27 protein-coding genes are annotated in these 26,915 nt (G+C 58.8%); 11 read left to right on the plus strand and 16 right to left on the minus strand.

Annotated elements, in window-relative coordinates:
* Nucleotide 1: 1 nt before the first annotated feature.
* The 9 genes from ACOYXJ_RS23495 to ACOYXJ_RS23535 all read right to left on the minus strand — a co-directional run bounded on the left by ACOYXJ_RS23495 (nucleotide 2) and on the right by ACOYXJ_RS23535 (nucleotide 8,328).
* Nucleotides 2–1,306 carry a transporter gene (locus ACOYXJ_RS23495; protein ID WP_150708582.1) on the minus strand — a complete coding sequence of 435 codons (1,305 nt, stop codon included), beginning with the start codon at nucleotides 1,304–1,306 and terminating at the stop codon, nucleotides 2–4.
* Between the two features lie 45 nt (nucleotides 1,307–1,351).
* Nucleotides 1,352–2,101 carry a hypothetical protein gene (locus tag ACOYXJ_RS23500; protein WP_460371727.1) on the minus strand — a complete coding sequence of 250 codons (750 nt, stop codon included), beginning with the start codon at nucleotides 2,099–2,101 and terminating at the stop codon, nucleotides 1,352–1,354.
* 44 nt (nucleotides 2,102–2,145) lie between these two features.
* On the minus strand, nucleotides 2,146–2,826 hold the full coding sequence (locus ACOYXJ_RS23505; RefSeq protein WP_102900992.1) for a C39 family peptidase: 681 nt from the start codon (nucleotides 2,824–2,826) through the stop codon (nucleotides 2,146–2,148).
* Nucleotides 2,827–2,889: 63 nt separating this feature from the next.
* Nucleotides 2,890–3,894, minus strand: a complete 1,005-nt coding sequence (locus ACOYXJ_RS23510) for a heme utilization protein (RefSeq protein WP_460371729.1) — start codon at nucleotides 3,892–3,894, stop codon at nucleotides 2,890–2,892.
* Between the two features lie 73 nt (nucleotides 3,895–3,967).
* The gene (locus tag ACOYXJ_RS23515) at nucleotides 3,968–4,543 is read right to left on the minus strand and encodes an adhesin (protein WP_102900995.1); all 576 of its coding nucleotides are present in this window, start codon (nucleotides 4,541–4,543) and stop codon (nucleotides 3,968–3,970) included.
* 1 nt (nucleotide 4,544) lies between these two features.
* A complete protein-coding gene (locus ACOYXJ_RS23520) occupies nucleotides 4,545–4,997 on the minus strand; it encodes a hypothetical protein (protein WP_095118789.1) in 453 nt (150 codons plus the stop codon).
* A gap of 357 nt (nucleotides 4,998–5,354) precedes the next feature.
* Complete coding sequence (locus ACOYXJ_RS23525) at nucleotides 5,355–5,879, minus strand: AAA family ATPase (protein ID WP_460371732.1); 525 nt, start codon at nucleotides 5,877–5,879, stop codon at nucleotides 5,355–5,357.
* Nucleotides 5,876–6,439: a nicotinamide riboside transporter PnuC gene (gene pnuC, locus ACOYXJ_RS23530; RefSeq protein ID WP_186615008.1), complete on the minus strand. Its 564-nt coding sequence runs from the start codon at nucleotides 6,437–6,439 to the stop codon at nucleotides 5,876–5,878. The genes ACOYXJ_RS23525 and pnuC overlap by 4 nt, the downstream gene beginning before the upstream one ends.
* 254 nt (nucleotides 6,440–6,693) lie before the next feature.
* The gene (locus ACOYXJ_RS23535) at nucleotides 6,694–8,328 is read right to left on the minus strand and encodes a methyl-accepting chemotaxis protein (RefSeq protein WP_460371734.1); all 1,635 of its coding nucleotides are present in this window, start codon (nucleotides 8,326–8,328) and stop codon (nucleotides 6,694–6,696) included.
* Between the two features lie 304 nt (nucleotides 8,329–8,632).
* Between ACOYXJ_RS23535 and ACOYXJ_RS23540 the strand changes: the two genes are divergently transcribed.
* Complete coding sequence (locus tag ACOYXJ_RS23540; RefSeq protein WP_460371736.1) at nucleotides 8,633–9,463, plus strand: undecaprenyl-diphosphate phosphatase; 831 nt, start codon at nucleotides 8,633–8,635, stop codon at nucleotides 9,461–9,463.
* Nucleotides 9,460–9,891 (plus strand): DUF1294 domain-containing protein, encoded by a 432-nt coding sequence (locus tag ACOYXJ_RS23545; protein WP_460371738.1) that lies wholly within the window; start codon nucleotides 9,460–9,462, stop codon nucleotides 9,889–9,891. The genes ACOYXJ_RS23540 and ACOYXJ_RS23545 overlap by 4 nt, the downstream gene beginning before the upstream one ends.
* Nucleotides 9,892–10,008: 117 nt before the next feature.
* Here ACOYXJ_RS23545 and ACOYXJ_RS23550 read toward each other — a convergent pair whose 3' ends face one another.
* Nucleotides 10,009–10,368, minus strand: coding sequence for an MmcQ/YjbR family DNA-binding protein (locus ACOYXJ_RS23550; RefSeq protein WP_095118795.1), 360 nt, complete (start codon nucleotides 10,366–10,368; stop codon nucleotides 10,009–10,011).
* Nucleotides 10,365–11,273, minus strand: coding sequence for a LysR substrate-binding domain-containing protein (locus tag ACOYXJ_RS23555; protein WP_150792665.1), 909 nt, complete (start codon nucleotides 11,271–11,273; stop codon nucleotides 10,365–10,367). Before ACOYXJ_RS23555 ends, ACOYXJ_RS23550 begins: the two co-directional genes overlap by 4 nt.
* A 127-nt stretch (nucleotides 11,274–11,400) precedes the next feature.
* On the opposite strand from ACOYXJ_RS23555, the gene ACOYXJ_RS23560 reads away from it, so the two are divergent.
* Together ACOYXJ_RS23560 and ACOYXJ_RS23565 are read left to right on the plus strand one after the other, a co-directional pair.
* Entirely contained in the window at nucleotides 11,401–12,012 is a 612-nt protein-coding gene (locus ACOYXJ_RS23560) for an FMN-dependent NADH-azoreductase (RefSeq protein WP_034153941.1), read from the plus strand.
* A 236-nt stretch (nucleotides 12,013–12,248) separates the two neighbouring features.
* On the plus strand, nucleotides 12,249–13,286 hold the full coding sequence (locus ACOYXJ_RS23565) for an alpha/beta hydrolase family protein (protein ID WP_460371741.1): 1,038 nt from the start codon (nucleotides 12,249–12,251) through the stop codon (nucleotides 13,284–13,286).
* A 120-nt stretch (nucleotides 13,287–13,406) separates the two neighbouring features.
* On the opposite strand, the gene ACOYXJ_RS23570 is transcribed toward ACOYXJ_RS23565, so the two are convergent.
* Together ACOYXJ_RS23570 and ACOYXJ_RS23575 are read right to left on the minus strand one after the other, a co-directional pair.
* The gene (locus tag ACOYXJ_RS23570; protein ID WP_460371743.1) at nucleotides 13,407–14,594 is read right to left on the minus strand and encodes an MFS transporter; all 1,188 of its coding nucleotides are present in this window, start codon (nucleotides 14,592–14,594) and stop codon (nucleotides 13,407–13,409) included.
* A gap of 258 nt (nucleotides 14,595–14,852) precedes the next feature.
* On the minus strand, nucleotides 14,853–16,439 hold the full coding sequence (locus ACOYXJ_RS23575; protein WP_077572769.1) for an ABC-F family ATPase: 1,587 nt from the start codon (nucleotides 16,437–16,439) through the stop codon (nucleotides 14,853–14,855).
* Between the two features lie 378 nt (nucleotides 16,440–16,817).
* On the opposite strand from ACOYXJ_RS23575, the gene lpxO reads away from it, so the two are divergent.
* Nucleotides 16,818–17,717 carry a lipid A hydroxylase LpxO gene (lpxO, locus tag ACOYXJ_RS23580; RefSeq protein WP_460371745.1) on the plus strand — a complete coding sequence of 300 codons (900 nt, stop codon included), beginning with the start codon at nucleotides 16,818–16,820 and terminating at the stop codon, nucleotides 17,715–17,717.
* Between the two features lie 117 nt (nucleotides 17,718–17,834).
* Here lpxO and ku read toward each other — a convergent pair whose 3' ends face one another.
* Nucleotides 17,835–18,701: a non-homologous end joining protein Ku gene (gene ku / locus ACOYXJ_RS23585; RefSeq protein WP_460371747.1), complete on the minus strand. Its 867-nt coding sequence runs from the start codon at nucleotides 18,699–18,701 to the stop codon at nucleotides 17,835–17,837.
* 190 nt (nucleotides 18,702–18,891) lie between these two features.
* Between ku and ACOYXJ_RS23590 the strand changes: the two genes are divergently transcribed.
* The gene (locus tag ACOYXJ_RS23590) at nucleotides 18,892–19,212 is read left to right on the plus strand and encodes a hypothetical protein (protein ID WP_016984635.1); all 321 of its coding nucleotides are present in this window, start codon (nucleotides 18,892–18,894) and stop codon (nucleotides 19,210–19,212) included.
* Between the two features lie 52 nt (nucleotides 19,213–19,264).
* On the plus strand, nucleotides 19,265–20,419 hold the full coding sequence (locus tag ACOYXJ_RS23595) for a PQQ-dependent sugar dehydrogenase (protein WP_150792667.1): 1,155 nt from the start codon (nucleotides 19,265–19,267) through the stop codon (nucleotides 20,417–20,419).
* A gap of 114 nt (nucleotides 20,420–20,533) precedes the next feature.
* On the opposite strand, the gene ACOYXJ_RS23600 is transcribed toward ACOYXJ_RS23595, so the two are convergent.
* Nucleotides 20,534–21,634, minus strand: a complete 1,101-nt coding sequence (locus tag ACOYXJ_RS23600; RefSeq protein ID WP_460371750.1) for a peptidase C39 family protein — start codon at nucleotides 21,632–21,634, stop codon at nucleotides 20,534–20,536.
* A gap of 92 nt (nucleotides 21,635–21,726) precedes the next feature.
* On the opposite strand from ACOYXJ_RS23600, the gene ACOYXJ_RS23605 reads away from it, so the two are divergent.
* The 4 genes from ACOYXJ_RS23605 (at nucleotide 21,727) to nudC (ending at nucleotide 26,088) form a co-directional block, all read left to right on the plus strand.
* Nucleotides 21,727–23,301, plus strand: coding sequence for a RimK family protein (locus ACOYXJ_RS23605; protein WP_034153949.1), 1,575 nt, complete (start codon nucleotides 21,727–21,729; stop codon nucleotides 23,299–23,301).
* 7 nt (nucleotides 23,302–23,308) lie between these two features.
* Nucleotides 23,309–24,232, plus strand: coding sequence for a magnesium transporter CorA family protein (locus tag ACOYXJ_RS23610; RefSeq protein WP_460371752.1), 924 nt, complete (start codon nucleotides 23,309–23,311; stop codon nucleotides 24,230–24,232).
* Between the two features lie 206 nt (nucleotides 24,233–24,438).
* Complete coding sequence (locus tag ACOYXJ_RS23615; protein ID WP_460371754.1) at nucleotides 24,439–25,251, plus strand: crotonase/enoyl-CoA hydratase family protein; 813 nt, start codon at nucleotides 24,439–24,441, stop codon at nucleotides 25,249–25,251.
* Nucleotides 25,252–25,257: 6 nt separating this feature from the next.
* Nucleotides 25,258–26,088, plus strand: coding sequence for an NAD(+) diphosphatase (gene nudC / locus ACOYXJ_RS23620; protein WP_150776608.1), 831 nt, complete (start codon nucleotides 25,258–25,260; stop codon nucleotides 26,086–26,088).
* On the opposite strand, the gene ACOYXJ_RS23625 is transcribed toward nudC, so the two are convergent.
* Nucleotides 26,056–26,835: a TSUP family transporter gene (locus ACOYXJ_RS23625; protein ID WP_102899826.1), complete on the minus strand. Its 780-nt coding sequence runs from the start codon at nucleotides 26,833–26,835 to the stop codon at nucleotides 26,056–26,058. The two genes, nudC and ACOYXJ_RS23625, sit on opposite strands and share 33 nt — an antisense overlap.
* Between the last annotated feature and the right edge of the window lie 80 nt (nucleotides 26,836–26,915).

The raw sequence follows: 26,915 nt of genomic DNA on the forward strand, positions 1-26,915 counted from the left end.
CTTAGAAGTAGTACGGGAATTTCAGGCTGAAGGAAAAGTCCGGGGCATCGTCGGTCATGCCGATGGACAGGTTGGGCACGATGGTCAGGTTGTCGGTGGCCGCAATGGTCATGCCGACGTTGAAGTAACCGGCGTTGGCGTCGCTGGACACTACCGATTCCCAATCGCCGCCATCCTGTTTCAACTTGCTCTTGCGTTGCACCAGATCAGACACCGAGAACGACATACTCATCTTCTCGTTCAGCGCAAACGCAATACCGGCGCCGATCTGGAAGCTGTCGCCGATCTTTACCTTGCCCGGGTTTTTCTGGTTGACCGTCGAGCTGATGTCGTCGAACGACTCCTCCAGGTTGTGGGTGTAGGACAAGCTGCCGAACAGCACCGCCGGGTCGAACGTCTTGACCAGCGAAATGCCCGGCGTGATCGACCAGACGCCGTTGCCGGTGGGCAGGGTGTCAGGCACAAACAGATTGGAGTTGGCATCGGTCTGGCGCAGTTTGATCCCGAACGGATCCTTGCCGGTTGGCGCCTTGACCCGCAGGGTGACCACCGCGTCCGGCGTATTGACCGACTCGTCCAGGAACTTGTAAGCGATGCCGAAGTTGACGTCGCCAATGGTGGGATCCTTGGTGACGGTTTCTTCTGTAGTGACACCCGCTGCGCCCTCATTGCCGCCGCCCGACTGATAAGTCGATTCGCGATACACCACGGGCACGTTCAGGTCGAACTGCCAGCGGTTGTCGAAGTTGTAGCGGCCCGTCAGGTCGAGGGTCCAGGTGTCGGCCTTGATCCGGTCGAGGTTGATGTTGCCGAGAAAGATCGAGTCGAGCGCCAGGAAGCCATTGAGAATCAGCTGACGGGTGTCATAGCGCGAATAGGTGATGCCGGTTTCGACGCTGAACTTGCCGCCGCCGAAGAAGCCGCTGGCCTCGTCGTACAGGTTGGAAACGCTCTGCGCCGGTTGTGAATCGTCAGCCAGCGATTGCCCGTAAGAAGCGCCACTGCCCCCGGCGGCGCCTCCTGATGCTGCTGCCGCACCGGTGCCGGTGGCGACGCGGTTGCCTTTCATGTCCGACGGCGATTTTGCCAGCCGTTTTGGTTGTGGGGCGGCGGGTTGTTCTTCAACCTGGCGGACTCGTTGTTCGAGAACCGCCAGGGCCTTTTGTTGCACTTCGTATCGTTGTTTCAGCTCCAGAAGTTCCTGTTTCAGGGCCGCTACATCTGCATCCGGTGCTGCTTGCAGCATCGCCGCAGGGAGAAGAGTGCTCAAACACACTGCGGCACGCAGTGATACTGATCGATACATGAATAAGCCGTCCCTTTAAGCCCAATGATCGAGACTCAGCGTAGTTCAATATCCAATACTGCGTAGGGCCCCGAGTTGAGTCAGGTTGCAATCCAGTGCGCCGGCGCTTCTGCCGTTGTTATTGAGTACGACGTTAAGTTGAGTCAGGTTGTTGACCACGTTGGCACTGCCGAGCAGGCGGGTGTTCTGCAGTAAGCCGCTGGAGGCGACCTGTTGCAGCGCCGTACCTTGATTGCCACTGGCTTGTATCGCCATTTGCACGCCACCCGTACCGGTTGCCGACACCGCGACATTGCCGGCGGCATTGCTGCCGGAAATGGTCTGGCCGGCCATCAGGGCCTGGCCCTGTACGGGGGCGAGTGCTGGCGCCTGACTGGCTTCCTTGACGTTGATGGCGACGTTGTTGTTCGCCGTGTTGCCGTCACCCGCCGCGCGTACGCTCTGGGTCACGCCCGACGATGAGTTAAGGCCGGCACCGCCGATAATCGATCCGGTGCCCAGTTCCGGCGTATTGCCGTTGCCCATCTCCTTGATGGTCGACACGTAGAATTCTGGTTTGATTGTGGCCTGTTGCACCTGCATGGATGCAGATGCTCCGATCAGGTCTCCGCTGGCGTTGCGCCAGGTACTGCTCATGACAATGCCGAAGCTGATAATTCGCCCCGGCATGACATAACGACCACGCAGCTCGGCGAGCTCCTGGTCCTTGATTTCTATGGGTTTGAATCCTGCATTGGCATAGCCTGACGCACTCGCTGCCAGGCAGGCGGCGGCCAGCCAGTATGAGGTTTTCATCTGCTGCTCCCGGGACATCCAGTCCCATTTTCTATAATCGGCGATTAAAAGAAGTCGCTCTGAATGAACCCGAAATCCATCAATTCAGCATCTTTGACCGGGTTGAAACCGTCGAGTGTGTTCTTGGCCGTCAAGGGCACCGGAGGGCTGCGCAAGGCGTTGGCCTTGTCATATCCGGGACCGACGATCGCGAAGACAATGCCGTTCCAACCTTTGACAAAGTCATCATGTTTGTAGCGTTTATGGCCGAGAACCGGGTCTCCGATGTAAACCCAATCCTTGTCCGAACGCTGCAACACGACGAAATGCTTGTAGCCGCGAATTTCCATCAGTACCACCACCGGGATGGTTACCGCTTCGAGCTTTTCCGGTGGAATCTTGTAACCCCTGGCGCGCATGCCGATGCTTTCTATGTAGCGCTTCATGTCGAGCATGGAAAAACCTTGAGTACGAACAAGGTCCTGGTCAGCGTTGACCAGCATGCCTTTGATGATGTGCTCCTCATCGACGTCGAGCCAATAGGCCTGGCGTAATACCGTTGCCAGTGCAGCGGCGCCGCAGCTGAAATCGGTTTTCTGTTCGACGATGTCGGCAAACTTGCGCTCACGGATGCTCTGCACGTTTTTGTAGACGAGCGTGCCACCCGGCAGGGCAGCGACGGGCATCTGACCGGCCTGAGTCAGGCCACAGACGAAAAGCAGAGTGAAGAGGGCAGTCTTACGCATGATCGATACGCCTTTGCGGACTGAGGAAAAGCCCCGTTTCCGGGGCTTTCGTTTCGATCGCGATTACAGGCAGGCTCTGCAGCCAGCAGCGATGGACAGCGAGTTGCTTTGTTGGTTGCCCACACCAGACGAGACGTTGGCTCCGCCGTTGCCGGAGAAGTTGTTCATCGAGTTGGTCATGTTGGCATTGTTGACGACAGGGGCTTTCCAGCCATCTTTGGTCATCACTTGTTGAGTGGTTACGCCAGCGAGGCCAAAAGTACCGACGGCTTCGAATTTGGCTTTCTGGTCATCGTTGCCACCGTGGCCGCCGCCACGATTGCCATAACCGCCGTGGTGGTCATCATCTTCGATGGTTGCAGTGCCTTTGGCTTTGAACACGCCAGCGGCCGCGTAGGTGCCGGTGAGGGTGTCGGTTTTGTAGGTCTGCACGCCTTTGTTTTCTACAACCAGGCCAGTGGAAGACTGGTTGGCAGAAGCAGCAGCCTGAGCTACGCGGCCACCGGATACGGCGATCGCCAGGTTGTTTTTCTGCTGGTTGAAGTTGCCGGCAGTGACGTTGATGCCGATGTTGCCGGAACCATTGTTGCCTGCATTGTTGAGCGTAGCGTTATTGAAGGTGGACGAGTTTTTCACGTAGTTGTTGTTGTTGACCTGAGTTGCACTCGAGGCAGCAACAGCTGTGCCGAAGATGAAACTTTCGTCGGCAGTCGCCAGGGCGGCGGCGTTGTCTTGTTGGTTGCCGTCGCCGGCTGCTACGTTGGCGCCCATGTTGCCGTTGGAGCCATTGAGCGAGTCGCTGGCGTTGGCGTTGTTGAGGGTGCCCTGGTTTTTCACCACGTTGCCGTCACTGTTTTGTTCGTCGAGTACTGCAGCCCCGGCGCCGGCGGTGATTTGCAGAAGTTGTTCCAGGGAAGGGCCTTTAGGCTGGTTATTACCATGGCCGTTACCGTGCCCGTTGCCGTGGCCATTACCATGATCGTCATCACGACCGCCTGCCTGTGCTGCGATTGCCATCACTGCTGCAAGTGCGAAAACCAGTGGTTTGAGAGCCATTGTAGGTTTCATGGTGTTTCTCCATCGTGCTTATTAGTTGGTTAAGTGTTGGTACTTTCTAATTGCACTGCTTTTGTTGTTTGGGTCAGTCAGCGACCCGGATGCTCAGGGTGTTAGCCATTCGGTTCCCCACCCCGGCACTCTGGTTCACCTGGATTACCCCGCGGCTGCCGGTGAAGGCCTGATCACTTGTCGTGACCTGGCGACTGCCGGGTGAGGTACCAGTTGCTCCTGAGCTCGGTAAAAGCGCCACGTTCTGTTGCGAAAGGGCACTGTCGTCAACGCTCTGCGGGGCAGCACTGATGCTGACGCGCGTGACGTTGGCCATCTGGTTGTTGGCCCCGGCGCCCTGGTTCACACCGAGGATGCCGTTGCCATTACTGAAAGAGGTGCCGCCAATGGATGCGCTGGCGTCGATGGAGCGCGAGGCCGGTGTGTCGATTTTCTGCATGACGCTGGTACTGGCGTGGGATTCGGTGCCGATTGCCACTGCCTTGACGTTGGTTTGTTGCATTTGATCGCCAGCCGCCTGGTTGACGTTGAAGTTGCCGCGGTACTGCACCCCTGAATCTTGAATGTTGGCCTTGTTCACTGAACCAGGATCAGCAGCCATGGCAGTGGTGCAACCGAGCAGGGCAAGCAGAAGGAGTGAACGATTCATTTCATTGGCCTCCGGCCATGCGGGTCAGAGGGGCAAGGCCGGAACTCATGGCGCGGTTGATCGTGCCGGAAATCGCACCGCCGGAACCGCCGCCGTGTCCTGCACTCATACCGGGCATGCCGTTGGGATTGGTGACGGTGTTGAGGCCTGGCAGATTGGCGCCAGCCTGGACATTGTTGACGGTGCGGAACGCGCTGCCGCTGGCGACACCGGCGAAGTCGCCGTCGCTCAATTCGGTGCTGTTCATGGTGGAGTTGATGCGTGCGGACGGGTTGGCGTTGACAGTGGTCGGGTAGGGGTCTTTGCCACCGTTGCGACCGATCGGAATAGGCTGAACATCGCGGTTGAGGACGATGACACCATTACCTTCTGCGTGGACGTTCAAACTGAGCAATGTGCTGGCTGCTGATCCGATCAGCAGAAGGCAGGTCAAACCTTTTTGGATATTCCCCACGGCTGCAATTCCTTCTTCAGTGGGCTGGCCCGAGTCAGCGTTGTGAAGGAGAGAGCGAAAGCTGTGCCGCTTTTTAAATGTTTTTGCATTTCAATGAGTTGGCAAATAAACACGCGCAGCTGAAACACAAGCTGTTTCAGCGTTGAAACACCCACCGGCGCGCTGAGCTGTCTATTGGCTGAACAAAGCTCTGGAACAAGGGTTTGCGACGATGTGTTTCAAGCGCGTAACAACTCGGATGACAAAGTCGTGAACAGTGTTGAAACGGGCACTCTGCACGTCAACGAGTGTTTCAGAATCGGACACTTTGTCCCCAAAACAGGGGAAAGTGTCGGGGAAGGTGACCCAATGATCGGGTCACTCGGCCAGTAATTGCTCGACAGCGGCAAAGGCCTGCAGTTGGCGTTCGGCCCAATTGCCTTGAATGATCAGAAAGCGCTGATGGTGGTTTTCCAGCCAGTTTTGCGTGGACTGGTAAAACGCCAGACGCTCGCCCAGATCCGGTTGGCAGCGCTGACCGTCATCGGTCCAGTCGACCTGTTCCGGGGACAAAAGAAGGTGCAGGTCGTAATGCCGTGCCAACAGCTCGGTTTCCAGCCAGCCCGGACAGTCGGCAAACAGGGTATGGCTCCACAGCATGTTGCTCAGCAAATGGGTGTCGAGGATCAGCAGCGCAGGCTGTTGCGCCCGCGCTTCATCTTCCCATTGCAGTTGGCCCCGAGCGATATCAGGGATGTCGGCAAGGCACGTATCGCGGGGATTGAGTTCGATAAACCGACGCACGTATTCATCCACGCGCAAGCCGCCAAAGCGTTGTTGCAGGCCCGCTGCCAGCCAGCTCTTGCCGGTGGATTCGGGCCCGGTCAGGACCACAACCTTCATGGGCGCAACGCCGGGTCGGCGCGCCATTCGCGAAAGCCTTGAATCGCCAGCAAGGTGAACAGACCGTACAGCGCGGCGGTGAGGTACAGCCCCTTATAGATGAACAAGCCGACAAAGATCACATCGAGCACAAACCACAACGCCCAGCATTGCAGCCGCTTTTGCGCCATCCACAGTTGCGCAACCAGGCTGAAACCGGTGAGCGCCGCATCGAGCCACGGTTGCGCGGCGTCGGTCCAGTGGGCCATGGCCGCGCCGAGCAGCAGGCTGCCGACCGCGCCAGCACCGAGGCCGATCAGGATAGAGCGTTGATCGAGGCGAGTGACCTCGCGGCCGTCATGCATCGTCCCGGCGCGGGTCCATTGCCACCAGCCATAGACTTGCAACGCGGCGTAGATCACTTGCAGCAACATGTCCGAGTACAGTTTCACTTCAAAGAAGATCCAGCTATAGAGCAAGACCATGACCAGGCCGATCGGCCAGCACCACGGATTCTGTTTGACCGTCAGCCAGACGGCGATCACACCGAGCGCGGCGGCAAACAGTTCAAGCCCGGACATGGCGGTTCCTTGGGGGAAATTGAGGAGGGGGCGGATTGTACTGCATTGGGCCAAGCCCCTCACCCTAACCCTCTCCCAGGGGGAGAGGGGACTGACCGAGTTGGATGTTCGAGATACGCCGACCTGATCTTTCTGCGTTGAATCCATAATCGACTCGATTTTTCAGGTCGACGTATAGCTTGAGACACCTCGGTCGGCCCCCTCTCCTCGGGGAGAGGGCTGGAGTGAGGGGGGGCTCACCAGAGTTACACGGGTCAGACGCGGAACTGGCGCAGGAGGGCGTTCAGTTGTTCGCTCAATTGGCCGAGGCGCAGGCTGGCCGCACTCGACTGCTCGGCCGCGATTGCAGTACTGTGCGAGAGGCCGGCCGCTTGAGTGACGTTCTGATTGATGTCCTCGACCACATGCGCCTGTTGCAACGTAGCGCTGGCAATCGACGCATTCAGGCCGTTGAGATTGCGCAACGCCTGGCCAATGGCATTCAGACTCGCCCCGGCCAGTCCCGCTTGCTCGATGGTCAATTGCGACGCTTTGCTGCTGTCGCCGATTACCTTAACGGCGGCTTCGGAATGGTTCTGCAAGCGTTCGATCATCGACTGGATTTCCGCAGTCGATTTCTGCGTCCGCTGCGCCAACAAGCGCACTTCGTCCGCCACCACGGCAAAGCCGCGACCTTGTTCACCGGCCCGGGCTGCTTCGATCGCGGCGTTGAGCGCGAGCAGGTTGGTCTGCTCGGCAATCGAGCGGATCACTTCCAATACGCTGCCAATCTGGGTGCTTTCGGCAGCCAGGGTGCGAATCACTTCAACGGCTTGATCAATGGTGCCGGACAGTTTGTCGATCTGCTGCAAGCTGCCATCGATGTTGATCTGGCCCTGTTGCGCCTGCGCTTCGGCGTCACGCATTTCGGCGGCGGCATGCTCGGCGTTCTTCGCCACATCTTGCACGCCATAGGTCACTTCGTTGATCGCCGTGGCCACCAGCTCCATCTGCTGCGATTGCTGCTGGCTGCGTTGCTGGGCCTGCGAGGCGTCGTTGCCCAGTTCGCTGGACGACTGGCCCAGCGCACTGGCCGACACCTGCAGATCACCGATCACGCGACGCAGTTTGGCGGTAAAGGCATTGAAGTGATGCGCAAGCTCGGTGACTTCATCCTTGCCATGGGTATCGAGGCTGCGGGTCAGGTCGCTTTCACCGCTGGCAATGTTGGCCATGGCGTTCACGGTTTCCTGTAGCGGACGGACGATGCTGCGCGCGATCAGGATCACCAGCAACGCCATGATCAGCGCAATCGCCAGGCCGATGACCGTGGCTTTGATCACCTGACCCTGGAACTCCGCCTGTACGTCATCGACGTAAACCCCGGAGCCAAGCACCCAGCCCCACGGTTCGAACAGTTTGACGTAGGAAGTCTTGGCTACCGGCTCGCTGGCGCCCGGTTTTGGCCAACGATAGTCGACCATGCCGGCGCCTTTGGCCTTGGCGATGGCAACCATTTCGTTGAACACCGCAAAACCGTCCGGATCGCGGATCGCCGAAAGGTTCTGCCCTTCGAGTTTGGGGTTGGTCGGGTGCATGACCATCACGGGCGTGAGGTCGTTGATCCAGAAATAATCGCTCTGGTCGTAGCGCAGACCCCGAATGGCGGTGAGGGCCTGTTTCTGCGCGGCGTCTTTGCTGAGGGTGCCAGCGGTTTCGAGGTCGTGGTAATAGGTCAGCAGGCCGCTGGCCGTCTGTACCACGTGCTGGGTTTTCTGGGCCTTGGCGTGATAGAGATCGTCGTGGATCTGCTTGAGCATCAACACGCCCAAGGTCAGCAACATGACCACCGCCACAATCAAGATGAGCCACAAGCGTCGGCTGATCGACACGCTGCGCAAGCTGTTCATAACGCTGTCACTCCGGATTCTTTTTCTTGTAATAAACGACCGCCAGCATCCAACCACGATTTCGTGAGCGGGCATACGCGACCCAAGTCGTATAACGCGGCAGCGCTATTAAGGCTTGTCTGTTAGGATTTCGGCCCCGCGCGTGAAAACCTGAATCCAAATTGATATTTCACGGAATTTTGACCGTTTCGTGTGGATCCTGTGCGCGCGGAATCGGTACAGCCATAACCAGCTACGCTGATCGCAGTGAACGAAAAAAAATACTATCGGGGCATGCCGACGCGCATCGCTCTTTGGGGGATTGATGGATCTTTGGACGGCCTTGCAGGCACTGATACTAGGAGTTGTAGAGGGGCTGACGGAGTTTTTGCCCATTTCCAGTACCGGACACCAGATCATTGTTGCCGACTTGCTCGAGTTCGGCGGCGAACGGGCCATGGCGTTCAATATCATCATCCAGCTCGGCGCGATCCTCGCGGTGGTCTGGGAGTTTCGACGCAAGATCTTCGATGTGGTCATCGGTTTGCCGACGCAGCCCAGTGCACGGCGTTTCACCGCCAACCTGCTGATCGCGTTTCTGCCCGCGGTGGTGCTGGGCGTGATCTTTGCCGACCTGATCCACGAATACCTGTTCAACCCGATTACCGTCGCGGCCGCGCTGGTGGTGGGCGGCATCATCATGTTGTGGGCGGAAAAGCGTCAGCATGAAGTGCACGCCGAAACGGTCGACGAGATCACCTGGAAAGATGCCTTGAAGGTCGGCTTCGCCCAGTGTCTGGCGATGATCCCCGGCACCTCGCGTTCCGGCTCGACGATCATTGGCGGTTTGCTGTTCGGCCTGTCGCGCAAGACCGCCACCGAGTTCTCTTTTTTTCTGGCCATGCCGACCATGGTCGGTGCGGCGGTCTACTCGGGCTACAAGTATCGCCACCTGTTTGTGCCGGCGGACTTCCCGGTGTTCGCCATCGGGTTTGTCACCGCATTCATCTTCGCCATGATCGCCGTGCGCGGTTTGCTCAAGTTCATCGCCAGCCACAGCTATGCGGCGTTCGCCTGGTATCGGATCGTCTTCGGTCTGCTGATTCTGGCGACCTGGCAGTTTGGCTGGGTTGACTGGGCGGCGGCCCGGCCATGAGTGATTCCCGCGCACGCCGGCCTGAAGGGCGACCTTCGGGCGGCAACCACATCCAGAACCTCAAGCTGAAACTGCTGGTTCTGCTGATCGTCTGCGCGCTGCCGCTGTTCGGCTCAGTGTCGATGTGGCTGCGCGGGATTTCGCTGGTGCCGTTGGCGGCTTACGGGGTCGTCAGCGTCTTGGCGTTCTTCATGTACTGGGCAGACAAGCGCAAGGCGCGCACGGATGCCTGGCGCACGCCAGAGAACATCCTGCATGCGGTGGAACTGGCCGGCGGCTGGCCGGGCGCGTTGATCGCCCAGCAGGTGTTCCGGCACAAGACGCGCAAGGTGTCGTTTCAGATTCTGTTCTGGGTGATTGTGGTGTTGCATCAGGTGTTCTGGATCGACCAGCTGTTTCTTGGCTCGAATCTGCTGGCGCTGTTCTGAATACACCGCAATTCCCTATGTAGGAGTGAGCCTGCTCGCGATAGCGGAGTGTCAGTCAGAGAAATTCCAACTGACACTCCGCTATCGCGAGCAGGCTCACTCCTACAGGGATTGGGGTTACAGCAACAAACCGATTTGGGTTTTCTTCGGCAACTTGCTCACCACCAGTTGATGCGAACGCTGCAACAACCCCTGCAACTCCTCGGCACCCAACGGGTAGGGCGGGTGCATGATGATCCACTGCGCCCGCGCCAGATACGGCGCCGGATGAATCCCCGGGCGGTCGCAATGGCCGAGAAACAGATCCTTGTCGACCTTGAACGCCAGCGAGTCTCCGCGCAGCCCCTGCAAAGCAAACATCTTGTTGCCGGCAATCGAGAACACCCGCACGCCACCCCATTTGTAATCTTCCCGAGCGCCCGGCAATGCCAGGCAGAACGCTGCCACATCGGCTTCGCTCATCTTTCCCTTGCTCATAACAACCGCTCCCCACAGGCATTGAACGACTCGACCAGATGATCGATCCACGCGCGCACCGCCGGCATCACCCCGCGTCGATGCGGATACACCGCTTGCAGCCAGCCGCCGGGCAATGACCACTCTGGCAGCATCTGCACCAGCGTGCCGTTTTCCAGCTCCGCCTCGCAATACATCATCGGCAACAGGGTAAAGCCCTGACCGGCCAGAACGCAGGCCTTGCGTACGACAAAATCATCGATGCCCAGGCGGGCTTCCATGTTCAGTTCGAAACTGTGGCCCTGCTGATCGAGCAAACGCACATGCACCATGCGATCCGCCTCCAGCGCACCCAGCACCGGCAGATTTTTCAGGTCTTGCGGGTGGTTGACCGTGTGGCCCTGCAAAAACGCCGGACTGGCCACCACGACCATTTGCGCCTGACGCAAGCGCCGGGTGACCAGCAACGGATCCTCATCACCGTGTTCACGCACGCGCAGCGCCACATCAAAGCCTTCGCCGACCAGATCGACGCGGCGATTGAGCAAGACGACTTCAAGTTGCACCTGCGGGAATTTACCGAGAAATTCGCTGATCACCCACGGCAGCATCTCATGCGCCAAACCGGTCGGGCATGACACCCGCAAACGTCCACGCGGCTCGCTGGACATGCTCGCCACCGCCTCATCGGCCATCTCCGCTTCCAGCAACATCGCCTGGCAGTGACGCAAATAACGCTCGCCCACCGCCGTAAGGTTCAACTGCCGGGTGGTGCGTTGCAGCAAACGCGCGCCGAGGCGTTCTTCCAGTTCGGCAATGCGCCGCGACAGCCGTGACTTGGGAATGCCCAGCAAACGCCCGGCCGCGGCAAAACCGCCGGCCTCGACGACTTTGGCGAAATAGTAAAGATCGTTGAGGTCTTGCATAGGGAGATCCAACTGTTCTATCAGTGGGACAAACTATCGCATTTCAGGCGGCTAATCATCCATTGGTTTCTTGCGTAGGATTGTCTCCATTCCGTCGCCACCGGCGATTCCTTCCAGGAGATTCCACATGAAACTGCTGCATATCGATTCGAGCATTCTGGGCGACAACTCGGCTTCCCGTCAGTTGAGCGGCGAAGTCGTCAAAGCTTGGCAAGCCGCCGAGCCAAGCGCCGTGGTGACCTATCGCGACCTGGCCGCCGATGCCATCAGCCACTTCTCGTCGACCACCCTGGTTGCCGCCGGTACCACCGCTGAGCTGCGTAACGCCGCACAACAGCACGAAGCCGAACTGAGCGCTTCGACCCTAGCCGAGTTCATCGCCGCCGACGCCGTTGTTATCGCGGCTCCGATGTACAACTTCACCGTTCCGACCCAGCTCAAAGCGTGGATCGACCGCGTTGCCGTCGCCGGTCAAACGTTCCGTTACACCGAAGCCGGCCCTGAAGGCCTGTGCGGTGGCAAGAAAGTGGTGATCGTGTCCACTTCCGGCGGTATCCATGCCGGTCAGGCCAGCGGCATCGCTCACGAAGAATACCTGAAGCTGGTACTGGGCTTCCTCGGCATCACCGACATCGAAATCGTCCGTGCCGAAGGCCTGGCGTATGGCGAAGAAGTGCGCAACAACGCCATGACTGCTGCGCAGGCGAAGATCAGCGAGCAATTGTTCGCCGCCGCGTAAGGCTTGCATAAAGAACAGCTGATGTTCAGGTAACCCCCAAAAAACTCTGTATTCTGGTTCCGCAAGGGGCGAATACGGAGTTTTTTGTTTCTGGCTGTTACATAATCTGGCCCAGGTTATGCAGTCACACAATCAGCGTCTGAGTGCATTGTCGTACCGGAACACCCAATCCCCGGCGTTTCTGGCCCGCAACGCCACGGAACTTTCGATTGAGTAACAACAGGGTGGGGCATCCCATGATGCGTCTTTGTGCAGCGTTACTGATTTGCCTGCTCGGCGGCCTGAATTCAGTGCAGGCTGCGCCTGGGCGACACCCGGTGTGGAGCGTCGGTTATCACGAGATGACGTTCCTCGATCCGCTGGATCTGCAACCGATGCGCGCGATTGCCTTCTATCCTTCCAGCGACCGTGAACACATGAGCCTGCTCGAGGGTTACTCCGTCGAGGCTGGCGAAGACACAAAAGTCGCCATCGGCCGTTTTCCGATGCTGATGCTCTCCCACGGCAACACCGGCACGCCGCTGGCGTTGCACGATCTCGCGACATCGCTGGCGCGCAAAGGCTTTGTCGTGGTGGCGGTGATTCACCCCGGCGACAACTCCAAAGACCACAGCCGACTGGGCACCCTGAGCAATCTTTACGGACGTCCGATCCAGATTTCCGAAGCGATCACCGCGACGCTTGGCGACCGCATGCTCGCGCCGTACGTCAACGCCGATCAGGTCGGGGTGATCGGTTATTCGGCGGGCGGCGAGACGGCGTTGATCCTGTCCGGGGCGCAACCGGATCTGGATCGCCTGCGGCGTTATTGCCAGGAGCGTCCGGATGATCGTGATGCGTGCAACACGCAGGGTGAATTGATTGTTGATCGGGATGATCTGCAACCGGTGGCCGATCCGCGTGTTCACGCGTTGCTGCTGATGGCGCCGTTGAGCCTGAAGTTCGGCCGTCACACCTTGGCCGATGTGCATGTGCCGGTGCTGCTTTACAGCGGCGATGGCGACAAACTGGTCGCCTTCGACAAGAACGCGGCGGCGCTGGCGCGCAAACTGCCGACGGCGCCGGATTTCAAATTACTGGCCGGGGCAGGGCACTTCGTCTTTATGGCGCCGTGCAACGAAGAGCAGATTCGCGCGATGCCGGCGTTGTGTACCGATGCTGATGGGGTGGATCGCGAGGATATTCATCGCAACCTCATTTCAGAGGCGGGGCGGTTCTTCTCGCACACGCTGGGTAAACCGACCCGGGCCGGTATGCAGACCGCGGATCAATAACCCCGCAAATCCCCTGTAGGAGTGAGCCTGCTCGCGATAGCGGTTCATCAGAAAAGATTATGTCGACTGACACACCGCTATCGCGAGCAGGCTCACTCCTACAGGGGGCCGCGTCGGACTTCAGGTCGTTGCCCGGCGCTGGAGCAGCAGGGTCAACCCCAGCCCGATCACCGACAACAGCGCCGCACTGAAGAATATCCACGAATACCCCAGATTCAACGCCACCGCGCCCATCAACGGTCCGGCAATCGCCAGCGCCAGATCGAAGAACACCGCGTAGGCGCCGAGACCTGAACCGCGACTGGAACTTGGCACTTGTTTGATCGCCTCAACGCCCAGCGCCGGATACACCAGCGACAAGCCAAACCCCGCCAGCCCCGCGCCGATCAAGGCGAACGCGGTCGACGGCGCCAGCCACAGCATCACCAGCCCCAAGGTTTCGATGGTCATGCAGGCGATAGCGGACCTGAACCCGCCGAAGCGACTGATCGCAGAGATAAACATCAGCCGTGACAGGATGAAGCACACCCCAAACACCGTCAGGCAATACGCCGCGCCGGTCCAGCCACGGTTGAGGTAATAGAGGGTGATGAACGTCGTTAGCGTGCCGTAGCCTATTGAAGCCAGGGTCAGGCTGGCGCCATACGGGGCGATTCGCCCGAACACTGCCCAGAACGGCAGCCGTTCTCCGCGTATCACCGGCACCGAAGGCTTATTGCGGATCAGCAGTAGTGCGCCGGCCGCCAGCACGGCCAGCGCGATGCCGAGGCTGGTGAAGCCGTAATCGGCGACCATCACCACGCCCAACGGCGCACCAATGGCAATCGCGCCATAGGAAGCGATGCCGTTCCAGCCAATCGATTTCGCCGTGTGTTCGACGCCGACCTGGCCCATGCACCAACTGATGGTCCCGACGCCGATCAAACCCTGCGCGATACCGAGCAGCAAACGGCCGATAATCAGAATGATCAGGCTCGCCAGCGGCCAGTCCTGCAACAGCGTGGAGAGCAGCGTCAGCAAACCGCTGAGGACAATCCCCCACAAGCCATAAATGATCGCCCGTTTAGTCCCGATCGTATCCGACATGCGCCCGGCCATCGGCCGGCTGAGCAGGGTGGCCAAGTATTGTGAACCGATCACCAGCCCGGCAATCAACGCGCTGAAACCCAGTTGCTCGTGGACGTAGCCGGGCAACACGGCGATCGGCAGACCGATGCAGAGGAACGCAATAAAGGTGTAGAACACGATGGAAACGATCTGCAGGGTGATCGCCATGGAGCTTTGCGGTGGCAGTTGCTGCGCAGACATGAGGACTCGTTCGCGGGCGGCGGTGGGAGAGTTCGCATCATGGCTTGGGTGTCAGATAAAAGAAAGCAGGCTAACTATCTTTCCAGACTGATCGTTCCCACGCTCTGCGTGGTAACGCCGCCACGGACGCTCCGCGTCCCGCTCGTGTGACGCGGAGCGTCACGGGATGCGTTCCCACGCAGAGCGTGGGAACGATCAGCGTCCTGAATGCAAAAAGCCCTGTCACATGGACAGGGCTTTTTAGATTGCAGCAGCTGTTTAGAACACCACACCCTGACTACGCAGGTAGTCATCGTAAGTGCCGCTGAAGTCGGTCACGCCATCCGGGCTCAGCTCGATGATGCGCGTGGCCAGGGACGATACGAACTCACGGTCGTGGCTGACGAAGATCAGCGTGCCCGGGTAGTTTTCCAGCGCCAGGTTCAGCGCCTCGATCGATTCCATGTCCAGGTGGTTGGTCGGTTCGTCCATGATCAGCACGTTCGGCTTTTGCAGGATCAGCTTGCCGAACAGCATGCGACCTTGCTCACCACCGGAAATCACTTTGACCGACTTGAGGATCTCGTCGTTGGAGAACAGCATGCGGCCCAGAGTACCGCGAATCATCTGCTCGCCCTGAGTCCACTGACCCATCCAGTCGAACAGGGTAACGTCGTCTTCGAAGTCGTGCGCGTGGTCCTGAGCGTAGTAGCCCAGTTCCGCGGCGTCGGTCCACTTGATGGCGCCGGCGTCCGGGGTCAGTTCGTTGACCAGGGTACGCAACAGGGTGGTTTTGCCGATACCGTTCGGGCCGATGATCGCCACGCGCTCGCCGGCTTCAACCTGGAAGCTGAAGTCTTTGAACAGTGGTTTGCCGTCGAAGCCTTTGGCCATTTTTTCGACGATGACCGCCTGGCGGTGCAGCTTCTTGTTCTGATCGAAGCGGATGAACGGGCTCACGCGGCTCGAAGGCTTGACCTCGGCCAGCTGGATCTTGTCGATCGCCTTGGCACGGGAAGTAGCCTGTTTGGCTTTCGAGGCGTTGGCCGAGAAGCGGCTGACGAACGATTGCAGCTCGGAAATCTGTGCTTTCTTCTTGGCGTTGTCCGACAGCAGTTGCTCGCGCGACTGGGTCGCCACGGTCATGTACTCGTCGTAGTTGCCCGGGAACAGACGCAGCTCGCCGTAATCCAGGTCAGCCATGTGCGTGCACACGCTGTTCAGGAAGTGACGGTCGTGGGAGATGATGATCATCAGGCTGTTGCGCTGGGTCAGCACGTTTTCCAGCCAGCGAATGGTGTTGATGTCCAGGTGGTTGGTCGGTTCGTCGAGCAACAGCACTTCCGGATCGGAGAACAGTGCCTGCGCCAGCAAAACGCGCAGTTTCCAGCCCGGCGACACTTCGCTCATCGGGCCGAAGTGCTGCTCGATGCCGATACCCAGGCCCAGCAACAGCTCACCGGCGCGGGATTCGGCGGTGTAGCCGTCCATTTCGGCGAATTCGGTTTCCAGCTCGGCGACAGCCATGCCGTCTTCTTCGCTCATTTCCGGCAGCGAGTAGATGCGGTCGCGCTCGGCCTTGACCTTCCACAGCTCTTCGTGACCCATGATCACGGTGTCGATCACGGTGAATTCTTCGTAGGCGAACTGGTCCTGGCGCAATTTACCCAGACGCACGTTCGGCTCGAGCATGACCTGACCGCCGGACGGATCAAGGTCGCCGCCGAGGATTTTCATGAAGGTCGACTTGCCGCAACCGTTGGCGCCGATCAGGCCGTAGCGGTTGCCCGCGCCGAATTTGACCGAAACGTTTTCGAAGAGCGGCTTGGCGCCGAACTGCATCGTGATGTTAGCTGTAGAAATCAAGAGTTATTCCTGCGAAGCATTCTTAAAAAGCGAGGGTGCGGCTGCAGCGCTTGGCCCGAGTCAAAGTGCGCTGAAGCGGGAGAGTCCCGTCATCAACCAAGGGGGGCGCGTAAAGTTTGGCGGCGATTGTACTGGTCTGGCTCTTTAAACGATAGGGCGATCACGCCACGATCGCCGATTGGCATGATCGCGGGACAGTTTTTCACAGATGAAGGTTCACTATCGGTTACAAACTGTGGCTAAAATGCCACCTTTCACCGAGCGTCCGGTTACGGCGCGGGCCAAGGACGTGCCATGTGTATTCAGACCACTGCATAAGACGCGGGGCTTCAGGCCGCCGGCGCGCAGTTTGTTCACTTCTGACGTGTGACGATTTCCGTGAAACTCATCATTGCTGCTATTTATGTCATTTCCATTGCATACGTTCATTTGCGTGGGCGTGTGCGCCACAAACTCGGTCGTCAATTGAGTGACCATTCGACGTTTCTCGCGCCGATCAACTGCTTCTTGTATCTGTTCTCGAAAAAGCCGAACAAGCCTTACCTCGACCCGACTGACTTTCCCGACTTGAGCCCGCTACAGGCGCACTGGGAGGAAATCCGCGAGGAAGGGCAAAACCTGCTGCGTGCCGGCGAGATCAAGCGCTCCAACCAGTATGACGATGTAGGCTTCAACTCCTTCTTCAAGAGTGGCTGGAAGCGTTTCTACCTTAAGTGGTACGGCGAGAGCCATCCGTCGGCGATGAAGCTGTGCCCGCGCACCACCGAACTGGTGCAGAGCATCGGTTCGATCAAGGCCGCGATGTTTGCCGAGCTGCCACCGGGTTCGAAACTGGTGCGTCACCGTGACCCGTATGCCGGTTCCTATCGCTATCACCTGGGCCTGGACACACCGAACGACGCTGGCTGCTATATCAACGTCGATGGTGAGAGCTACCACTGGCGTGACGGCGAAGCGGTGATGTTCGACGAGACGTTTATCCATTACGCCGAAAACACCACCGACAAGAACCGCATCATCCTGTTCTGCGACATTGAACGACCGATGAAGTACCGCTGGGCGGCGGCGTTCAACAGCTGGTTCAGCCGTACCGTGATGTCGGCGGCAGGTGCGCCGAATGATGCCGGTGATCGTACTGGCGGGATCAACCGCTTGTTTACCCGGATCTACAAGATTCGTCTGCGTGGTAAAGAGCTGAAGAAGCGTAATCGTAAGCGCTACTACATGGAAAAGTGGGCGATCTTTGGTGGTTTGCTGGCGATCTTCATTCTGATCTGAATTCAAAGCAGACGCTGCTGACGCCATCGCGAGCAGGCTCACTCCTACATTTGAAATGCGTTCCCCTGTAGGAGTGAGCCTGCTCGCGATGACAATCTCAAGGACAACCAATCACTATCAGGAAGCCTTCTTGGTTTTTTTCGCTGGCGCAGATTTCGCCGTTTTCTCTACTTTCGCCTTCGGCTTGGCTGCAGCTTTCCCGCCCAGGCTGCGCTTCAGCAACTCGGTCAAATCGATAACATCGGCGGTCTTGCGTTCTTCCTCGCCACCCACCGACTCAACATCCTCGATCTTGCCTTCATGGGCCTTTTTCTCGACCAGGGCCATGATCTTGTCTTCGAACTCATCCTTGTAGTCTTCGGGCTTCCAATCCGCGCTCATGTCCTGAACAAGCCGTTTGGCCATGTCCAGTTCACCCTTGGCCAACTGCGGTTTGGTCACTTCGCTGCCCAGTTCCAGCTCGTCGAGGCCACGCACCTCCTGCGGCCAACGCAGCTTCACCAGCACCAGCGCAGACTCCAGCGGCATCAACGCCGCCAGGTACTGGCGCGTATGCAGCACCACGCGGGCGAGGGCGACTTTATTGGTTTTGCTCAGGGTTTCGCGCAGTAGCGCATAGACCTTGCCACCGCGTTTGTCGGGTGCCAGATAGTAGGGCGTGTCGATGTTTTGCAGGGGAATCTGTTCGGCGTCGACAAAGGAAAAGATGTCGATGGTCTGCGTTGAAACAGGGTGCGCCGAACGGATTTCCTCTTCGCTGAGCACCACATAGCGGCCTTTTTCATAGGCCACGCCTTTGACGATGTGCTCCTTGGTGACTTCCTTGCCGGTGACCTTGTTGACCCGTTTATAACCGACGGGATCCATGCTGCGGCTGTCGAGCCAATCGAAATCTACGCCCTGCGACGACGTCGCCGAGACCAGTGCGACAGGGATGTGCACCAGTCCGAAACTGATCGCGCCTTTCCAGATTGCCCGAGCCATGGTGAGTTCTCCGAGTGATGATCGGATGACCTGCGGCTGTGACTGAAAGTTTCCCCGGAATGCGCGGGTTTCCAGGGACTTGGTCAAGCCGTGTTACATGTTGTTTAAGGCATGCGGGTTAACAAATCCGAACCCTCGGCGTAGCGTGGACTCGAAGGCTCTATCCCCGGCCCCATCGAGAGGCAGCGTCATGAACCGAATTCTGCTTGGCATCGTCGTCCTGACCCTCAGTGGCGGTCTGGTTCATGCCGACGTCCTGTTGGCGCAAAGCCCGACGGGTAACAGCAACAACCCTTACAACAGCCCGATCCGCCGGGCCAACCCCAACAGCATGCAGGGCACTCAGCCCAGCGCTCCGCCCATTCGAGGGCCGAACACGGTACCGACACCGCGTCAACCGACCGTCGAGAACCGTGGTATCGGCAATGGCCAGCCGATCCGCTCGGTGCCGAGCACACCACCCACGTTCATTCCCAATCCACCTTCGCGCAGCGGAGGCAGCAACCGTTGAGCGGCAGAACTGAAGTTTTGCCGGCCCCACAAACGAACAAAAGGAATCGTGCATGTTGCGTAAAACCCTTCTAGCCACACTGTGTGCCGGTGCGCTGCTCAGTGCTCCGGCCTTTGCCGCCGCGCCCAAAGAGCTGCCAAGCGAACAGGGCACTCTCGAAGTCACGACCATCACCGCAGGCCTTGAACATCCATGGGCGCTGGCGTTTCTGCCGGACCGCCAAGGCATGCTGGTCACCGAGCGTCCGGGCAATCTGCGTGTAGTCGCGGCCGACGGCACACTGTCGGCGCCGATCTCCGGCGTGCCGCAGGTCTGGGCCAAGGGGCAGGGCGGGTTGCTGGATGTCGTGCTGTCGCCGGACTTCAAACAGGATCGTCTGGTCTATCTGTCCTATGCCGAAGGTGGCGGTGCCGGCGACAAGGCCGGCACCGCTGTGGGGCGTGGACGGCTCTCGGATGACTTGAAGACACTGAAGGATTTCAAAGTGATCTTCCGTCAGGAACCGAAGCTTTCGGTTGGCAACCATTTCGGCTCGCGGCTGGTGTTTGATCGCGACGGTTATTTGTTCATTACTTTGGGCGAGAACAACGACCGGCCGACCGCACAGGATCTTGACAAGCTGCAAGGCAAGGTCGTGCGCATCTACCCGGACGGCAAGGTGCCGGATGACAATCCCTTTGTCGGTCAGTCTGGCGTACGGCCAGAGATCTGGGCCTACGGCCTGCGCAATCCACAGGGCGCAGCGCTCAATCCGTGGACCGGCACGCTGTGGGAGAACGAACACGGCCCGCGCGGTGGCGATGAGGTGAACATCATTGAACGCGGCAAGAACTACGGCTGGCCGCTGGCGACCCACGGCATCAATTATTCGATGCAGCCGATCCCGGAAGCCCAGGGTAAAACGGCGGAAGGTACTGTCGCGCCGCACCATGTCTGGGAGAAGTCGCCGGGCGTCACCGGCATGGCGTTTTACGATGCCGATCGCTTTAAACCGTGGCAACACAATGCGTTTGTCGGTGCCTTGGTGACTCAGGAACTGATTCGTTTGCAGTTCGATGGCGACAAGGTTGTGCACGAGGAGCGTTTGCTAGGTGAACTGAATCAGCGGATTCGCGATGTGCGGCAAGGGCCGGATGGTTACTTGTACGTGCTGACGGATGAAGAGAACGGCTCGCTGTACAAGATCGGCCTGAAGCCCACACCTTGACGCGTATCCCCCTGTAGGAGCTGTCGAGTGCAACGAGGCTGCGATCTTTTGATCCTGTTTCTGAGAATCAAGATCAAAAGATCGCAGCCTTTGGCAGCTCCTACATGTGGAGGCTTACTTTTCGCGGGAATACAGCACCACCGCCGCACGCAATTTACCCCGGCCAAACCGGCACATTTTCTCGAATTCGCCATGGCTGACCGGCACATGCTGGCAATCCATGGGCTGTCGATGCTGGCTATGATCGACATCCGGGTCATGCAGGTAAACGAAATCTTCGTCGCAATCGGTCACGACCACCCAGTGCGGCGACTTGGAGCGCGTCAGTCGATAGCTGCTGATCAATACCAGCGGTTGCCCACCGGCATCGAGCAAGCGTGGTAGATCCAGAGACGCACCGATCACACACTCGACATCGGTTTCCTGCAATTGCGCGGTGAACTCATCATGCACCAAACGCATGACGTCTTTTTTATGCGCATCCCGCACACCGTCGAGGAACAATGGCCCGGCCAGGCTCAGTTGCAAACCCACCCTGTAACCCCGACGCCACGCCGCCAACGCCAATCCCTGCGGGCTGCACCCGCCGTGGCCGGAGGTCATGAACACCGTGGTCGCCTCACGCCAGATCTGCAATTCTTCGCGCCGCTCCAGCAAGCGTTCAGATTGCAGTGCGCCCATGGCCATCAACAGACACGCCGGCCCACAGGTGAAATCGGTGGTTTGCCGGTAGTAGGGCACTTTTATGCTGCGTGAATCACGGTGCTGAAGGATGCGTTTCTCCAGCCGCAGCGCATCGGCGTGGTCTTCGTAGTAATCGTGAATCAGCGCAAAACGCCGGTAGCCATTGCGCTCGTACAACGCGATCGCCGCAGGGTTGTCGATGCGCACCTCCAGCCGCAGATACGCACAGTCGTGCTCCAGCGCCATCGCTTCAATACGTTGCAGCAGTTGCTTGCTCAGGCCGGTCCCTCGCGCCTCGACGGCGAGTGCGATGGAATAGAGCCGCGCGAGTGAAGTGCCGCGATGGAACAACACCAGTGCGTAACCCAGCAGTTGGCCATCGCACTCCGCCACCAGCAACTGTCCGTGAGCGCGGGTGATCATCCATTGAAAGCTGCGGCTGGTGAGCCGGTCCGTGGTGAAACATTGCATTTCCAGTGCCAGCAGCGCCGGCAAGTCTTCAACTACCGCCAAACGAAAAACAGCCTTCATATGACCACCGTAAAAGTTGCGTAACGAAACGAGACTTTCAAAAAACTTCGTGCTTAATAGAAAAGGTCTTGTTCTCCAACGGATCAATCTCTATGTCAGCGGTACAGGGTCATTGGCGCGAAGTATCCGAGCAAAGTTTGCCGGCGGCAACTTATTTAAGTTCGGCGATTAAGGCATCCAGCCAAGTGTTGATTATTGTCGAACGCAAGGAAGACTGGGCGTCATACTTCCCCAGTGAGGACATCCTGACGGCGCAGGAATATCTCGAGCACAGCTGTGATAGCGAGCCGGGCAAACGTGTACAGGTGATCAATCTGTGCCGCAGCTACAAGTACCTGGGCCATGGCTACTACTGCTCGCTGCTGGCTGAGGCTCGGGGACACAAGGTGATTCCGTCGGTTCGCACCATCAGCGAACTGACGAAGAAGTCACTGTACGGCCTGGCGCTGGATGATCTCGATAAAACCCTCGAGAAAGCCCTTAGTCATCATCTCTACAGTGATACCGAAGGTTTCACCCTGACCCTGTATTTCGGTCGGACACATATCGAGCCGTTACAGGATCTGGCCCGCCAGTTGTTTGAAGTATTTCCCTGTCCGATTCTGTTAGTTGAGTTTCGTCGAACTAACGGCTGGCACATCGAAGGTATAAAATCCGGCGCCTTGCACAAGTTGCGCGATGATCAGGAAGATCAGTTTGCCAACGCGCTGGACGGTTTCAGCCGTAAAGTCTGGCGTGTACCGCGCTCGCCGCAAGTAGCGCGTTACGACCTGGCGATACTGCACGATCCGCAAGAGGCCCTGCCGCCGTCCAACGCCAAGGCACTGGCGAATTTCGTCCGGGTAGGCAAAGGCATGGGCATCGACGTCGAACTGATTGAACGTAAGGATTACGCACGCCTGGCCGAGTACGACGGTTTGCTGATTCGCGAAACCACCAGCGTCGACAATCACACTTACCGATTCGCCAAGAAGGCTGAGAGCGAAGGGCTGGTGGTGATGGATGACCCGACGTCGATACTGCGCTGCACCAACAAGGTGTACCTGACCGATCTGCTCAACAGCCATCAACTGGGCATGCCCGCCACCGAAATTCTCTACAAGGAGCGACCCGAAGACTTCGAGCGCGTGGGCGAGCGGCTTGGCTTTCCGCTGGTGCTGAAGATTCCCGATGGCTGTTTTTCCCGTGGAGTGATCAAGGTCGAAAGCCAGCAGGCGCTGCTCGAAGCGACCGCCGAACTGTTCGAACACTCGGTGTTGCTGCTGGCTCAGGAGTTTTTCTACACCGAGTACGACTGGCGCATTGGCGTGCTTAACCGCAAACCGATCTTCGCCTGCCAGTACTTCATGTCCAAAGGCCATTGGCAGATCTACAACCACAAGGCCAAAGGCCAGGACGTCAATGGCGAATGCCGTACGATGGCGATCCACGAAGCACCGCGCGCGGTGGTCGAACTGGCGGTGAAGACCGCCAATCTGATCGGCGACGGCCTCTACGGCGTCGATCTGAAGCAGGCCGGCGACAAAGTGGTGGTGATCGAAGTCAACGACAACCCCAACCTCGACGCCGGTATTGAAGACGCCTATTTGCACGACGATCTGTATTCACTGGTGCTGGAAGAGTTCGTGCGCCGCCTGGAACTCAAGCGTCGCGGCCAGGCGTGGTGAGGCGCCGATGATCAACAGCTTTGCACTCAGCCATGGCGCCCTGCAGCGGGTCGAGCGACTGGACGCCGAGGTGATGCTGTTCAGCAACCCCGATGCCGCCGAGCGCGACTTGCTGCACAGTCATTTCAAAGTCGACGAGCATGCACTGGCGTCAGCGCTGGACCCGGACGAGGTGTCGCGCATTGAGTTCCATCCCGACCATCTGTTCCTGATCTGGAAGCGCCCGGAAAACTATTCCGGCGGTGGCACGCTGGCATTTGAGGTGTCGTCCTGCGGGCTGTTGTTCGCGCCCGGGCAATTGCTGGTGATCGCCACCGATGACACGCCGCTGCACGGCCTCAGCACCCGCCAGCCGCTGAATACGCCGCTGGATGTCTTGCTCGACTTGCTGTTCAACAACATCCATCACTACCTCGGGCACCTGAAGGTGATCAAACTGGTCGCCCGTGAGTTGCAGCAGAAATTCAACGCCTCGATGCAGAACCAGCACTTGGTGCAGATGTTCAATCTCAGCGAAAGCCTGATCTATTACATCAACGCGCTGCACAGCAACGGCGCGGTCCTCACGCGCCTGCGCAATCATGCCGAGAAGCAGCATTTCGGCAGTGAAGCACTTGGCCTGATCGACGACCTGATCATCGAAAACAACCAGTGCTACAAGCAGGCGGAGATCTACTCAACGGTGTTTTCCGGGCTGATCGATGCGCGTGGCAATCTGATGAACAACAGCATGAACAACCTGCTGCGCAAACTGACGTTGATCAACGTGGTGTTTCTGCCGTTGAACCTGATTGCCAGTATTGGCGGCATGTCGGAGTTCAGCATGATGACGGCGGGGACACCGTGGTGGATTTCCTATCCGCTGTTTTTGGCGGCGATGTTGCTGGGGGCGGGGGGGATGTTGTTTGGGTTGCGGCGTTTGGCCAGATGATTTGTAGTGACTGATCGAACGCTTTCGCGAGCAGGCTCGCTCCCACAGGGGAAAATGCATTTCAACAGGGTGGGAGCGAGCCTGCTCGCGAAGAGGCCGGCACAGGCGAAGTAAAACTCTAGACAGTCCCGCATTTGGCCGAACCGCCACCGTGATGCCTTGTTATAGTTCGGGCCTCATTTTCAGCCCGGTAAAGGATCACTGCCATGACTCAATACTCCGCTTTCAGCGTCGAACTGGCCGACAACATCGCCCATGTGCAGATCAATCGTCCGGAAAAGATCAACTCGATGAACGCGGCGTTCTGGAGCGAGATCGTCGAGATCTTCCAGTGGATCGACGACACCGACGAAGTGCGCGTGGTGGTGCTCAGCGGCAACGGTAAACATTTTTCCTCGGGCATCGACCTGATGATGCTCGCCGGCGTCGCCAATGAACTGGGCAAGGACGTCGGTCGCAATGCGCGCCTGCTGCGTCGCAAGATTCTCACCCTGCAAGCCTCGTTCACCGCCGTCGACAGCTGCCGCAAACCCGTGCTGGCGGCCATTCAAGGTTACTGCCTGGGGGGCGCCATCGATCTGATCGCCGCGTGCGATATGCGTTACGCCGCCGAGGACGCGCAATTCTCGATCAAGGAAATCGATATCGGTATGGCCGCCGATGTTGGCACTTTGCAACGGTTGCCACGGATCATCGGTGACGGCATGCTGCGTGAGCTGGCTTACACCGGTCGCACTTTCGGCGCTGACGAGGCGCGCAGCATCGGCCTGGTCAACCGCGTTTACAGCGACAAGGACGCGCTACTCGAAGGCGTGCTGGACATCGCCCGCGATATCGCTTCGAAGTCGCCGATTGCGGTCACCGGTACCAAGGAAATGATCAGCTACATGCGCGACCATCGCATTGACGACGGCCTCGAATACGTTGCCACCTGGAACGCCGCCATGCTGCAATCCACCGACTTGCGCGTGGCCATGGCCGCCCATATGAGCAAACAGAAACCCGAATTTCTGGACTGAGAAACCATGACATCTCGCTGGACCACTGCAGTACTGGACACCGATCAACCCGGCGGCTGGGCCGTGGCGCGCAGCCCGGAAGGCTTTTTGTTCGACGACAACGGCGCGCTGTTCCCACGTGAATGGCTCAAGCGTCAGGACTTGTCGATCCTCGCCGAGCACGGCATCGGCCATCTCGATGGCGAGCCGGTGTACTTGCTGGAACTGCGCAGTGCCAGCGAAGTGTCGGGTTGTAACTGGAAAGGCCTGCGGGCGTTCATGCTTGATGGCGATCACACCATCTACAAAGTGCTCGGTTACGCCGCACAGATCGGCACGTGGGCCCGCGAACATCGCTTCTGCGGCAATTGCGGCCAGGCGATGACGCAGGTGCCGCGCGAGCGGGCGATGTATTGCCAGCCGTGCGATCTGCGTAGTTATCCGCGGATTTCGCCGAGCATGATCGTGCTGATTACCCGTGGCGACGAGATTCTGCTGGCGCGTTCACCGCGCTTCGTCACCGGGGTTTACAGCACGCTGGCCGGGTTCGCTGAACCTGGCGAGTCGGCCGAGGATTGCCTGATTCGTGAAGTGCGCGAAGAAGTGCAGATCGAGGTGCAGAACATTCAGTACATGGGCAGCCAGTGCTGGCCGTTCCCGCATTCGATGATGCTCGGCTTCCATGCCGAGTACGCCGGTGGCGAGATTGTCTGTCAGGAAGACGAGATCGAAGATGCCCAGTGGTTCAACGTGCACGACCTGCCGCCGTTGCCGGCGTCCAAGTCGATTGCCCGTTACCTGATCGACGTCTACGTCGCGCGGCGCTTAGGCCACGCTGAACCAGTGCTGCCAGGCTAGGCGCACGGTCAAACCGAGCACTACGGTGATGAACACCGGGCGAATGAACTTGGCGCCACCGCTGATCGCGGTGCGCGCGCCAAAGAACGCGCCGACCATCACCGACAGGCCCATGCTCAGGCCGATGATCCAGTCCACCTGCCCGGAAAACACGAACACCGACAGCGCCGCAATGTTGCTGACGAAGTTCATGCTGCGCGCCACACCGCTGGCCTTGACCAGGTCGATCGGGTAAAGCAGCAGACTGCTGACTGTCCAGAACGCGCCTGTGCCCGGACCCGCCACGCCGTCGTAGAAACCGAGGCTGAAGCCCTGGGTCGACTGCCATTTCTTTTTGATCGGCGCATCGCTGTCCAGCGGTGCTTTTGGCGTGCCGCCGAACAACAGATACAGGCCGCAGGCGAAGACGATTACCGGAAGCATCTTGTTCAACCATTCGGCCGGCAGGTAATGGGCGACGATGGCGCCGGTCAGTGCGCCGATCAAAGTGCCGACAATCGCATGCGTCCACTGTCGAGGGTGGAACAGCTTGCGTTTGTAGAAGGTGAAACTGGCGGTGGCCGAACCGAAGGTCGAGCTCAACTTGTTGGTGCCGAGTACCAGATGCGGTGGCAGGCCGGCCGTCAGCAGTGCAGGCGTGGTCAACAGACCGCCACCGCCGGCGATGGCATCGATGAAACCGGCAATGAAAGCGACAACGGCCAGGATGGCGAGGGTGGTGAGGTCAACGCTGAGTTCGAAGGGCATGGAATCGGCTTATTCGGCAGGGCGCAGATTTGGCTGCGGGGAGGGCGGTCATGTTACTCATTTCCAAGTGTTGCGGCGAC

It is taken from the genome of Pseudomonas sp. Tul2A7, from assembly GCF_054790505.1.